Annotated in this window: 12 protein-coding genes and 1 pseudogene; 11 read left to right on the top strand and 2 right to left on the bottom strand. The window is 70.0% G+C overall.

What is annotated here, in order from left to right; all coding sequences use genetic code 11:
- The first annotated feature begins 36 nt into the window (after nucleotides 1–36).
- From rsmD to mutM, 9 genes and pseudogenes are all read left to right on the top strand, one after another.
- Nucleotides 37–603: a 16S rRNA (guanine(966)-N(2))-methyltransferase RsmD gene (gene rsmD / locus BJY18_RS14455; protein ID WP_184780475.1), complete on the top strand. Its 567-nt coding sequence runs from the start codon at nucleotides 37–39 to the stop codon at nucleotides 601–603.
- A 52-nt stretch (nucleotides 604–655) separates the two neighbouring features.
- Entirely contained in the window at nucleotides 656–1138 is a 483-nt protein-coding gene (gene coaD / locus BJY18_RS14450) for a pantetheine-phosphate adenylyltransferase (protein ID WP_184780474.1), read from the top strand.
- A 155-nt stretch (nucleotides 1139–1293) separates the two neighbouring features.
- Entirely contained in the window at nucleotides 1294–2022 is a 729-nt protein-coding gene (locus BJY18_RS14445) for a ribonuclease domain-containing protein (protein WP_184780473.1), read from the top strand.
- A 301-nt stretch (nucleotides 2023–2323) separates the two neighbouring features.
- Nucleotides 2324–3549 (top strand): annotated as a pseudogene (locus BJY18_RS14440) (IS110 family RNA-guided transposase).
- Nucleotides 3550–3693: 144 nt separating this feature from the next.
- Nucleotides 3694–4419, top strand: a complete 726-nt coding sequence (locus BJY18_RS14435; protein ID WP_184780472.1) for a DivIVA domain-containing protein — start codon at nucleotides 3694–3696, stop codon at nucleotides 4417–4419.
- A gap of 79 nt (nucleotides 4420–4498) precedes the next feature.
- Nucleotides 4499–5116 (top strand): YceD family protein, encoded by a 618-nt coding sequence (locus tag BJY18_RS14430; protein ID WP_184780471.1) that lies wholly within the window; start codon nucleotides 4499–4501, stop codon nucleotides 5114–5116.
- 74 nt (nucleotides 5117–5190) lie between these two features.
- The gene (rpmF, locus tag BJY18_RS14425) at nucleotides 5191–5373 is read left to right on the top strand and encodes a 50S ribosomal protein L32 (RefSeq protein ID WP_020661787.1); all 183 of its coding nucleotides are present in this window, start codon (nucleotides 5191–5193) and stop codon (nucleotides 5371–5373) included.
- Nucleotides 5374–5386: 13 nt separating this feature from the next.
- Nucleotides 5387–6139: a ribonuclease III gene (gene rnc, locus BJY18_RS14420; protein WP_184780470.1), complete on the top strand. Its 753-nt coding sequence runs from the start codon at nucleotides 5387–5389 to the stop codon at nucleotides 6137–6139.
- A 101-nt stretch (nucleotides 6140–6240) separates the two neighbouring features.
- Entirely contained in the window at nucleotides 6241–7104 is an 864-nt protein-coding gene (gene mutM / locus BJY18_RS14415) for a bifunctional DNA-formamidopyrimidine glycosylase/DNA-(apurinic or apyrimidinic site) lyase (RefSeq protein ID WP_184780469.1), read from the top strand.
- Here the strand turns inward: mutM and BJY18_RS14410 are convergent.
- Together BJY18_RS14410 and BJY18_RS14405 are read right to left on the bottom strand one after the other, a co-directional pair.
- The gene (locus tag BJY18_RS14410) at nucleotides 7043–8590 is read right to left on the bottom strand and encodes a nitrilase-related carbon-nitrogen hydrolase (protein WP_184780468.1); all 1548 of its coding nucleotides are present in this window, start codon (nucleotides 8588–8590) and stop codon (nucleotides 7043–7045) included. The two genes, mutM and BJY18_RS14410, sit on opposite strands and share 62 nt — an antisense overlap.
- Complete coding sequence (locus BJY18_RS14405) at nucleotides 8574–9152, bottom strand: TetR/AcrR family transcriptional regulator (protein ID WP_184780467.1); 579 nt, start codon at nucleotides 9150–9152, stop codon at nucleotides 8574–8576. The genes BJY18_RS14410 and BJY18_RS14405 overlap by 17 nt, the downstream gene beginning before the upstream one ends.
- A gap of 150 nt (nucleotides 9153–9302) precedes the next feature.
- On the opposite strand from BJY18_RS14405, the gene BJY18_RS14400 reads away from it, so the two are divergent.
- Nucleotides 9303–9626, top strand: a complete 324-nt coding sequence (locus tag BJY18_RS14400) for a PadR family transcriptional regulator (protein WP_184780466.1) — start codon at nucleotides 9303–9305, stop codon at nucleotides 9624–9626.
- 112 nt (nucleotides 9627–9738) lie between these two features.
- Nucleotides 9739–11076, top strand: a complete 1338-nt coding sequence (locus BJY18_RS14395; protein WP_246458868.1) for a DUF1700 domain-containing protein — start codon at nucleotides 9739–9741, stop codon at nucleotides 11074–11076.
- Nucleotides 11077–11552 lie beyond the last annotated feature (476 nt).

The raw sequence follows: 11552 nt of genomic DNA, 5'->3' as shown, positions 1-11552 counted from the left end.
GAAACGCGCGCCGGCGGGCTCGGCGAAGATGACGGGGTGACGAGGATCGTGGCGGGCACGGCGGGCGGCCGGCGGCTGAAGGTGCCGCCGAAGGGCACCCGCCCGACGTCCGAGCGAGTGCGGGAAGCGCTTTTCAACGCCCTCGAAGTGGCCGGTGAGCTCGACGGTGCACGCGTGCTCGACCTGTATGCCGGATCCGGCGCGCTCGGTCTCGAAGCCCTTTCGCGCGGCGCTGCGGACGCGTGGTTCGTCGAGGCCGACCGGCGGGCCGTGGAGGTGCTGCGCGGCAACGTCGCGGACCTGCGGCTCGGCGGCACGGTGCGGGCCGGCCAGGTGGAGACAGTGGTCGCCGGACCGGCGACAGTGCAGTTCGACCTGCTCCTCGCGGATCCGCCGTACGCAGTGGACGCGTCCGCGCTCGGCGCGGTGCTGACCGCGGTCGACACTGGCGGCTGGCTGGCCGACGGCGGGTTGGTAGTGGTCGAACGAGCGGCGCGCGACGGAGCGCCTGCGTGGCCCGAGGCGTTCGTGCCCTCCCGCGACAAGCGGTACGGCGACACGGCGCTGTATTGGGCCGAGTACCACCGTTCACCGACGGTGTGACGCAGTCGTCACGAAGTGCACGCTGAGCGGCGTGGCTTGGTAGCGTCCGCGCATGCGTCGCGCGGTCTGTCCCGGTTCCTACGATCCGGCCACCAACGGGCACCTCGACATCATCGAGCGGGCCTCGCTCCTCTTCGACGAAGTCGTGGTCGCGGTGGGGGTGAACAAGAGCAAGAAGGGCCTCTTCAGCGTCGAGGAACGCATGGAGATGCTGCGCGAGATCACCGCGAAGCTGCCCAACGTGCGGGTCGACTCGTGGCAGGGCCTGCTGGTGGACTATTGCCGCGACAACGACATCGCGGCGGTCGCCAAGGGCCTGCGGTCGGTCAGCGATTTCGACTACGAACTGCAGATGGCCCAGATGAACCGGGAACTGACCGGCCTGGAAACCCTGCTGATGGCCAACAACCCGGCGTACGGCTTCGTGTCCAGCTCGCTGGTCAAGGAGGTCGCGGCGTTCGGCGGCGACATGGAGGGCCTGGTGCCGCCGGTGGTGTATGAGCGGCTGGTCGCGGCTTTTGCGAAGAAGGACTGAGCCGCCGGGTCCACCCGGTTTCGCGTGGCTCCGGCAAGCCCGCGCGGGCCGGTTAGCCTGAACGGATTCCTACCTTCGTCGGGATTTCGGCCCGGACCGGGGAGTGTTCACCTCAGGGCATCCTCGTGACCACCAGATCGGGCTACGGTCCGAAAATGACCAACCATCGCTCCCGTATAGCGGGTGTCCTGCTCGCGCTGCTGGTCGGGTTTCTGGGGTTCGGTTCGGCCGCGGAGGCCGCGACCGCGCCCACGTCGCCCGCCTCGTCGACGCAGGTCTCCCCGCGGCAGAACTCCTGTGGTGACCTCGCCGGGTTCGAGCACGCGGCGCTGTCCTCGCTGCCCGCCGAGGCCACCGACACCTACCAGCTCATCCTGAAGGGCGGCCCGTTCCCGTACCCGAAGAACGACGGCGTCGTCTTCGACAACCGGGAAGGCATCCTGCCGTCCTGCGACTCCGGCTACTACCACGAGTACACCGTGCCCACGCCGGGCTCGAGCGACCGCGGCACCCGCCGGATCGTGACCGGTGAGGGCGGCGAGTACTTCTACACCGGCGACCACTACGAGTCGTTCCAGGTGATCGACATCGACGGTGGCGGCGGCGACACCACCCAGTGCGGCGACCTGTCGAAGCTGGACACCGCCGGCTACTCCACGCTGTCGGCCGAGGCCAAGAAGGTCGTCGACGGCGTGCGTGCGGGTTCCGCGACCGACGGCAAGACCTACGAGAACCGGGAGGGCATCCTGCCGTCCTGCGATGCCGGCTACTACACGCTGTACCCGGTCGGCTCCGAGGACCGCGTGATCTCCGGTGAGGGCGGCGAACTCGCCTACACGCCGGACGACTACGCCACCTTCCAGCAGATCGACCTCGACGCCTGACCTGCGGCCCGTGAAGGCCACTTCCGGGGAATCGATTCCCCGGAAGTGGCCTAATGGGTTGTGTTCGGGTCTGGTTTGGCAGGCTTGGATGTGGTGGTTGCTGGTGGGTGAGCACTTGTGTGGCCCGGATCGTGTGAGTCCTTCGTGAAGACCGTGCCCCTGCCGGTGGCGGAAGAAGTTGATCACTGAAGGGATGTCGTGCCCGCCCGTGTGGTGTGAGCACTCGACCATTAGGCCGTTGATCTTCTTCCGCGTGGCTGCCGGACTGGCCCTGTGAGCGGACGGGAGCGTGTGTGGCGTGGTGGTGTTCGTGGGTGACGACTGGGCGTCGGATCATCATGATGTGGAGGTTCAGGACCAGGCCGGGCGGCGGCTGGGCAAGGCCCGGTTGCCGGAAGGGGTCGAGGGCATCGCCCGGCTGCACGGACTGCTCGCGCGGTTGCTGGGCGAGGACGCCGAGCCCGCCCAGGTGCTGATCGGGATCGAGACCGACCACGGCCCGTGGGTGGCGGCGCTGGTCGCGGCTGGGTATCGGGTGTTCGCGGTCAACCCGCGGCAATCGGCCCGGTCCCGGGACCGGTTGGGTGTGTCGGGCGCGAAGAGCGACGCCGGGGACGCGCACGTGCTGGCCGACCTGGTCCGCACCGACGCGCACCAGCTGACCCCGTGGCCAGAGGCAGCGACCTCACCGACGGGGTGCAGGGGCTGACCCGGGCGCATCAGGCGCTGATCTGGGACAGGACACGGCATGTGCTGCGGCTGCGGGCCACACTGCGGGACTATTTTCCCGCCGCGCTGGAGGCGTTCGGGGACCCGGCCGGGCCCGAAGCGCTGGAACTGCTCGCGAAAGCCCCCGATCCCGACCGCGCCGCCCGGTTGTCCCGGACACAGATCGCCGCCGCGTTCAGACGCGCCCGCCGGCGCGACGTCGAGGAGAAAACCACCGCCATCCAGACCGCGCTGCGCGCCCCGGCACTGGGCCGCGGCCCAGCCCTGACCGCGGCCCAGGCAGCGGTCACCCGGTCGCTGATCGCCGTGATCACCACCCTGACCGGCGAGATCGACACCCTGGAAACCGAGGTGAAAGCCTGTTTTGGCCGGCACCCTGACGCCGAGGTCTACGTGTCCCTTCCCGGACTCGGGCAGATCCTCGGCGCCAGGGTGCTCGCCGAATTCGGAGACGACCCCGCCCGCTTCGCCAGCGCGAAAGCCCGCAAAAACTACGCCGGAACCAGCCCCCTGACCATCGCTTCAGGCCGCAGAACCACCGTCCGGGCCCGGTTCGTGCACAACAACCGCCTCCTCGACGCCCTGACCCGGCAAGCGCAATCAGCACTACGAGCCTCACCCGGAGCACGCGCCTACTACGACACGCAACGAGCCCGCGGCACCAGCCGCCAAGCCGCGCTACGCCAACTCGCCAACCGGCTCGTCGGCATCCTCCACGGATGCCTCAAAACCCACACCCACTACAACGAGACAACCGCCTGGCCCCACCACACCACACACAAACACACCGCCGCTTGACAACCAAAACCCAGGGATGCCTTCACGGCTTTCCGGGCGCGCCGGAAGAGGACACGCCCGATCGAGTGCGCGTGCACCGGTTCGGGCTGCGAAGCGGGCAGACTGGACCACAGCGAACGGGGATTACTGCTTGAGGGAGTGGCCGTGTACCGGGTTTTCGAGGCGCTCGACGAGCTCGTCACGATCGTCGAAGAGGCCCGCGGGGTGCCCATGACATCCAGCTGCGTCGTGCCCCGTGGCGATGTTCTCGAGCTGCTCGACGACGTGCGCGACGCGTTCCCCGGCGAGGTCGACGACGCGCAGGACGTGCTCGACAAACGCGACGACCTGCTGCACACCGCGCGCAAGGAGGCAGGCGAGACCGTCTCCGGTGCCAACGAAGAGGCCGAGCGCACCGTCTCGGACGCCACTTCGGAGGCCGAGCGGATCCTGTCCGACGCCCGTGCCCGCGCCGAGCAGATGCTCGCCGACGCGCACAACGAGGCGGAGCGCATGGTCGCCGCCGGACAGACGGAGTACCAGAATCTCACCGAACGCTCGCGTGCCGAGTCCGAGCGGATGGTCCAGGCCGGCCGCGACGCCTACGACCGGGCGATCGAGGACGCCCGCGCCGAACAGGCCCGGCTCGTTTCGCAGACCGAGGTCGTGCAGGCCGCGCACGCCGAGTCCGCGCGCATCGTGGACGAGGCGCACGCCGAGGCCGACCGTCAGCGCAGCGACTGCGACGCCTACGTGGACGGCAAGCTGGCCGAGTTCTCCGAGCTGCTGGCGACCACGCTGCGCACCGTCGACTCCGGCCGCAACCACCTGCGGGCGCCCGCGAACCACAGCGGCAACGGCCGCCCCACGCTGTACGACTACCAGGTCTGACGCCCCTCTGAGTGGCTACGCCGGGGAGAACCGGCGTAGCCACTGACGAGGGTGCAGGGGGTGGGTACCCTGGTGGACGATGTCCGAGAACCCTGCCCGCGACTCCCGCCCCGCGCAGCTCGACGACCGCAGCCCGTGGGTGTTCGACACCCGTGAGCTCGGCCGGCACGCGGGGCTCAGCCGTGACGTCCGCCGCTCCGCTTCGTTCGAGACCGCGCTGGGTGTCCCCGGCGTGCTCGAGATCGCCGCGGGCACGCCGGTCGAGCTCGACCTGCTGTTCGAATCCGTCGTCGAGGGAGTGCTGGTCAGCGGCACCGCGCGGGTCAGCGCGTCCGGTGAGTGCTCCCGTTGCCTCGACCCGGTGACCGAAGACGTCGAGGTGGAGCTCACCGAGCTGTTCGCCTATCCCGGTTCGGCGACCGAGGAGACCACCGAGGAGGACGAGATCCCCCGGCTGGTCGACGACCGGATCGACCTCGAACCGCCGGTGCGTGACGCGGTGGTGCTCGCGCTGCCGCTGGCCCCGCTGTGCCGCGAGGACTGCGCCGGGCTGTGCTCGGAATGCGGCGTCAAGTGGGCCGATCTCGAGCCCGCACACGGGCATGAGAAGATAGACCCTCGGTGGGCCGCGCTCGTCGATCGCATCGACGGGAACGCGGGCGAAAAGCCTGCGCACGGCTCCGGAGAGCAAGCCTGACGAGCGTCCAGCTCGATCCGGGAGAAGAAAGTTCGCTCGCCAGCGCGAGCAGACCGTTTGAAGGAGATCTACTCGTGGCCGTCCCGAAGCGGAAGATGTCGCGATCCAACACGCGCTCCCGCCGCAGCCAGTGGAAGGCGGCTCCGGTTCAGCTGGTGCCCTGCTCCAACCGCGCCTGCCGGCAGCCGAAGCTCCAGCACATCGCGTGCCCGGCGTGCGGCCAGCACAACGGCCGCCAGGTCGTCGAGCCCGCCTGACGGGCAGGCCGCCATGGGGGGTAAGCCCGTCGGAGGACCGGCGCAGGATCCCGCACCCTTGCTCGAGGCGCTCGGGGTCTCTCTGGACCCCGAGCTTCTCCGGCTGTCGCTGACCCACCGCTCGTACGCGTACGAGAACGGTGGGCTGCCGCCGAACGAGCGGCTGGAGTTCCTCGGAGACGCGGTGCTCGGCCTGGTCGTGACCGACCACCTGTACACCACGCACCCCGATCTGCCCGAGGGACAGCTCGCGAAACTGCGTGCCAGTGTGGTCAACATGCACGCGCTGGCCGGGGTCTCGCGTGGGCTCGGCGAGGGTGGGCTCGGTGCGCACCTGTTGCTGGGCAAGGGCGAGGAGCTCACCGGTGGCCGGGACAAGGCGAGCATCCTCGCCGACGGTCTCGAGGCCGTGATCGGTGCTGTCTACCTCGCGCACGGCATCGAGATCGCGCGCAAGCTCGTGCATCACCTGTTCGACGGGCTGCTGGCCGAGGCGCCGCTGCGGGGCGCCGGTCTCGACTGGAAGACCAGCCTGCAGGAACTCACCGCCGCCGCGGGACTCGGTGTGCCCGAGTACCGCGTCGAGGACACCGGGCCGGACCACCGCAAGGAGTTCACCGCCACGGTGTACGTCGGCGGCCGTCCGCTGGGCGAGGGTTCCGGTACCACGAAGAAGGAAGCCGAGCAGAAGGCGGCCGAGACCGCGTGGCGCTCGCTGTCCGAAGAGCTCGGCACCGGTGACGAGGAATCCGCCACCGGGAGCTGAAACATGCACTGTGAACGGGGTCTGCCGGCAACACGTCGGCGGGCCCCGTTTTCACGTGCCCGGGCCCGGATCGCGGTTGGCGGCGGAGGAGAATGCAGGGCATGCCTGAACTTCCCGAGGTGGAGACCGTCCGCGCCGGTCTGCAGGCCCACGTCGCCGGCCGTACCGTCGGCTCGGTCGAGGTGCTGCACGAGCGCGCCATCCGCCGGCACGCACTGGGTGCCGCCGACTTCACCGGGCGGCTCGCGGGCGTGCGGATCGAGGCCGCGCGGCGGCGGGGAAAGTACTTGTGGCTCGAACTGTCGCACGGCGAGGCAGTGCTGGCGCACCTCGGGATGAGCGGCCAGATGCTGGTGCAGCCCGGGGACGCGCCGGACGAGAAGCACCTGCGGGTGCGCGTCCGGTTCGCCGACGACGGGCCGGAGTTGCGTTTCGTCGACCAGCGCACGTTCGGCGGGCTCGCGCTCGACGATCTCGTGCAGACCGACGGCGAGGCGCTGCCCGGCACCATCGCGCACATCGCCCGTGACCCGATGGATCCGCGGTTCGATCCGGCAGCCGCGGTGCAGGCGCTGCGCTCCCGGCGGACGGAGATCAAGCGTGCTCTGTTGGATCAGACGCTGGTGTCCGGCGTCGGCAACATCTACGCGGACGAGGCGTTGTGGCGGGCCAGGCTGCATGGCACCCGCCCCACCGACCGGCTCACCACCACGCAGGGCAAGGCCGTGCTCGAGGCCGCCACCGACGTCATGTCGGCCGCGCTGAGGGCCGGCGGCACGTCCTTCGATGCGTTGTATGTCAACGTGAACGGGCAGTCCGGGTACTTCGACCGTTCGCTCGACGCCTACGGGCAGGAAGGGTTGCCGTGCGGCCGGTGCGGTACGGCGATCCGGCGAGAACCGTTCATGAACCGTTCGTCGTTCTCCTGTCCCCGGTGTCAGCCGCGCCCGCGGACGCGCCGCTGACCCGGCGGTCGATGCGCGGGTGGGTCGCCACCAGTCCGATCAGGACGATCAACAGGCAGAGCCAGGCGAACCAGTCGCCGAAGCGGGTGTAGGCCGTGTCGCCGGGGCCGGCCGGGACGTCGGCGGTGACAGTGGTGAAGGCAGCCGGCCCGCCGGTACGGGCTTCCGCGACCACGCGGCCGTAGCCGTCGGCGAGTACGACGTTGCCGTTGGCGTCGGACCAGGCGAGGGATTGCCCGTTTTCGACGCCACGGAGCAGGGCGTTGCGGGAGTGCTGCCAACCGCCGCCTTCGTCCGGTGAAGCCGCGAGTTCGGCGGGGACCGCGAGGGCCCGCGCACCGGCCGCGGTGTAGTCGCGGGCCGGCCGGGGGAAGTTGGTGTCGCCGCAGATCACCATCGCGGTGGGGACCTGGGCGCCGGGTGCGAAGACCAGGTCGTGGCCGCGGGGGCTCACCAGGTCGTGGTGCTTGAGGTACCGGGCCGGCGCGCCGCCGTCGGGCGGGAAGGCCAAGGCGTAGTCGTAGTTGTGGTGGCCCGGACGGTCGTAGTACTCGAAGCCGAGCACGATTGTCGTGTTCTGGGCTTTCGCCGCGCGGCGCATCGGACCGAGCAGGACGGCGGGCCATTCCTCTTCGGCGCTGAACGCGGCTTCCGGCAGCACCACGAGGTGGACGCTGGGCGGCAACGCGGCGATCTGCCGGACGTAGGACTGCACGAGCGCGCTGCCTTCCGGGCTGCCGAGCTCGGGACCCCAGTGATAGCCGGCGTTCTGCGTGATCGCGGCCATCCCGTGCGGCCGGCCTTCTGCTCCGGTCAGCCGCAGCGCACTGCTGCCGAGGAACACCACCAGCAGCACCACGGCGGTGGCCCCGGTCCGCACTCTCGCCGAGCGCGCGACGCCGGGCGCGCAGAGCGCGGCCACCGCGGAAGCGGGCAGCAGCACCAGGAACTCGACGCCCCACATACCGGCCCACGAGGCCGCTTGCAGGACCAGGGGCACGTCGCCCTGGTCGTTCGCGAGGGTCCCCATCATGCCCATCGGATTGGCGACCGCGATCAGGTGGACGACCGCGGTCCAGGCAGCCGGCGCTGCGAGACTCGCCAACAGCACCCGGTGGCGGCGCACCAGCGCCCAGAACACCCACACCGCGAAGGTGAACACGAGAGCCGTGCTCACGTCGATGAGGACGCCGAACGGCCACAGTGGCTCGTCGCCGGAATGTGCCTGATACCACCACATGTTCGCGGTGCCCAGAAGGAAAGCCGCGAAGGCGGTGCCCGCTGACAGGAGCCCGCCGGCACGGGTCGCCAGCAGCAGGACAGGCAACGGTGCGAGCCAGGTCAGGATGGCGATCGGTGCGAGGCCGGTGCCGAAGTAGAACAACACAGCCGAACACAGCGCCGCCCCGGCCGCGAGCCCGAGGTGACGGGGCCGCCCGTGCGCAGCCTGCTGCGGCTCGATCCGTTCCTCACGCGTTGAGACCATCGAAAATCCTCCAAGCCGACCGGTGACACATCGCTCGGAAGTCCACTTCGGACGTTTCGATCCGGCCGGAAAGGTAGAGCAGCACCATCCCCTGGGTTTGCGTGCTCACGGTCAGCGCGACCTCCAGCGGGTCGTCCTCACGCAGTACACCGGTCCGCATGCCCTCTTCGACCAGGCGGACCAGCTCGGCGAGCGGTGGCCCGCCGTGGTCGCGGAAATCGCCGGGGAACCGCCGCGCCTGCGCCCAGTCGTCGGTCATCAGGAAGCGGTAGAGGTGCGGCTGGCCGACGGCGAAATCGAGGAAACGGTCCTGCAGCAGGTCGAAACGGGCAGCCCAGTCCTCGTTCGGAGCCGGCTCCCGCCACACCTCGGCGAGCTCTCGCGCCGCGGTGGTGGCGACCGCGCGCAGCAGCACCTCGCGGTTGTCGTAGTGCCGGTAGATCGCCATCGGGGTGATCCCGGTGGCCTCGGCGACGCGGCGCATGGTCACTGCGGCGGTTCCCTCGGCGGCGAGGATTTCCCGGGCGGCGGTTGCGATCCGCTCCGCGGTCGGCGTGCTCATGTATACAGCGTAGACCACGCTGTATACGCTGTATACCCCGAAGTGGCCGCGGATGCGTCTGCTCGTGGCTCGCGCACGGCTTGGCGTAATGCCGTGCGCACTACTGCGCTATGCGTGGTACCGTTCCAAGCGCAAGACCTGGAGGGTGTCGTGGAGATCAGTCAGCTGCTCAAGGGAGTGCTGGACCTGGCGGTGCTGGCGGTGCTGCGTGACGAGGACGGGTACGGCTACGACGTGCTTCGAAGACTCCGTGTCGCCGGCCTGGAGGAGGTGGGCGACGCGTCGGTGTACGGCACGCTGCGGCGGCTGTACAAGGCCGGGCTGCTCACGTCGTACGTGGTGCCCAGTGAAGAAGGCCCGCACCGCAAGTACTACAGCCTCAACGAACCGGGCAGGCTGCGGCTCACTGAATCGGTGAGTACGTGGCGCAGCTTCGCTTCGGCGATGGGGCAACTGCTCAAGGAGGCGACATGAGCACACAATCCGCTCGAGTTACCTGCCGGAGGCGGGTGACGGGCGGCGCAGGGGTCGCCGGAGGAACAAGGCTGGACTTCCGCGAGGCGGGAAAGACACGGGGAGAAGCAGGATGAGTACGGAAAAGCCCACCGCCGTGCGGGTGTACCTGGCAAGGGTCCGCACTGCGCTCGCCGACCTGCCCGCCGGGGAGGTCGAGGAGATCCTGGAGGACGTCCGGCCGCATCTGGCCGAGATGGAGGCCGAGCTGGGTGCTTCGGCACGGGTCGAGGCGCTCGTCGAAGGGCTCGGCACGCCGGAAAGCTATGCGGCGGAACTGCGGGCGGCCGGCGGTTATCCGGCTCCGCCGCCGGGCGGGGACGGGGCCACCGAGGTACTGGTGAAGCCGGCGGCGCCGAGTCCGGTCGCACCGCGGATCGCCTTGTGGGGCATGGTGACCGTCGCGCTGGGGATGGCGCTGCTGGCGTTTTCGGCAGCGGTATCGGTCGATCCGGACCCGCTCGTCGGGGTGCTGGTGCTGGCGCCGGTGTTCGCGGTGAGTCTGTGGCTGCTGATGCGGCGGGGGATCCAGTCGGTGCTGGACCTGCCCGAGGTCGGCAAGCTGCGGGAGTCGATGCGGACGTGGCGCGAAGGTCGGGGGGAACGTTCGGCGGCCTACCTTGGGGCGCTGACGCCGGCTTGGTGGCTGCTCTGCGCGGCGGTGCTGGTGCTGTTCGGCCTGCTGCTGATGGTGCGGAACACGTACGCCGCGGCGCTGCTTCCGTTTCTGGTGGTGGCCGCTGTCGCGGTGGTCTGGGCCGGGCCGCGGACCCGCCGGGACCGCAGGCTGTTGTGGCTCGCGGTACCGATTTCGGCGTTCGTGGTCGGTGGCGTGTTCGGTGGTCTCGGAGCGGCGATCGAACAGATCGACAACCGCGGTTCGTACTACGCGGGCAACGCGTCGTACTCCACGCCGGCCACCGACGACTACGGCAACCAGCAGCTGAGCTACGGCGACGAGGAACTGCGGAACGTGTACGCGTTCGACTCGGATGGCAAGCCGCTCAAGGACGTCTACCTGTACGACGAGCAGGGCCGTCCGCTCACGATCACCCGGTACGGCTGCGAGCAGGACACCGGCACCACCGCGACGCGGGGTTCGGACAACCGCTTCCCGCGGCCGAAGATCGTGGAGGGCGTGCAGGACGACCGGGGCAATCTGGACGGCTACAACAGCAGCCGGTCCTACTGCCGCGAGGACGACGGGGTCCCGTTCGCGGCGGCGATCCCGAAGCCGGGCTCGAGCACCCCGACGCCATCGGGCACGCCCAGCCCGGGTACCCCGGCTCCCGGCACGCAGCCGTCGGGCGCGCCGGCTTCGGGCACAGGCTCGGGTACTGCTTCGAGCACCCAGGCGAGTGCCCCGTCGACGACCGGTTCGCCGGCCAAGCCCGCTCCGCCCACGAGGTAGAGCCGCGCGGGGGCGGGGGAGCAGAGGTCGGGGCTGCTCCCCCGTCTCCCTTTGCGACGGGCCTCCGGACCGCAATGGCCCGGGGCGCCCGTCGTGTCGTGGTGGGAGTGGACCTGCCGGCCGCCGCGGCGGCCGGTCGGGGTTTCGGGGACGTCTCGGGTCTGGCGGTTTGGGCCGCGACGTACCCGAGTCAGCTGCCCCGGGCCGCCGGTCCGGTGCCTGGACGGGTGGTGAGCCGGGAGCCAGCGCTGTGGGACGAATGTTCGGCAGGCAAGGCTGGCTGGTGAGCGTCCAAGCCGGTGAGCACCGATCTGAACACTGACGAGATCCTGGTTACGCCGCCGCTACTTCGTCGACCTTGTGCGACACAGCACCAGCCCCGGCGCCGGAGTCCGGTCTGTCGTCCGGTGGCGTCGCCGGCGCCGGGTTCTGGTGTGGTCTTTTGGTGGCGAGACTCCTGTGCGCAGGTCCGGAGT

This window comes from Amycolatopsis jiangsuensis (assembly GCF_014204865.1).
In the GTDB taxonomy this organism is placed as follows: Bacteria; Actinomycetota; Actinomycetes; order Mycobacteriales; family Pseudonocardiaceae; genus Amycolatopsis; species Amycolatopsis jiangsuensis.
Note: the sequence above shows the minus strand (reverse complement) of the source record. Positions and strands in the feature narration are given on the sequence as shown.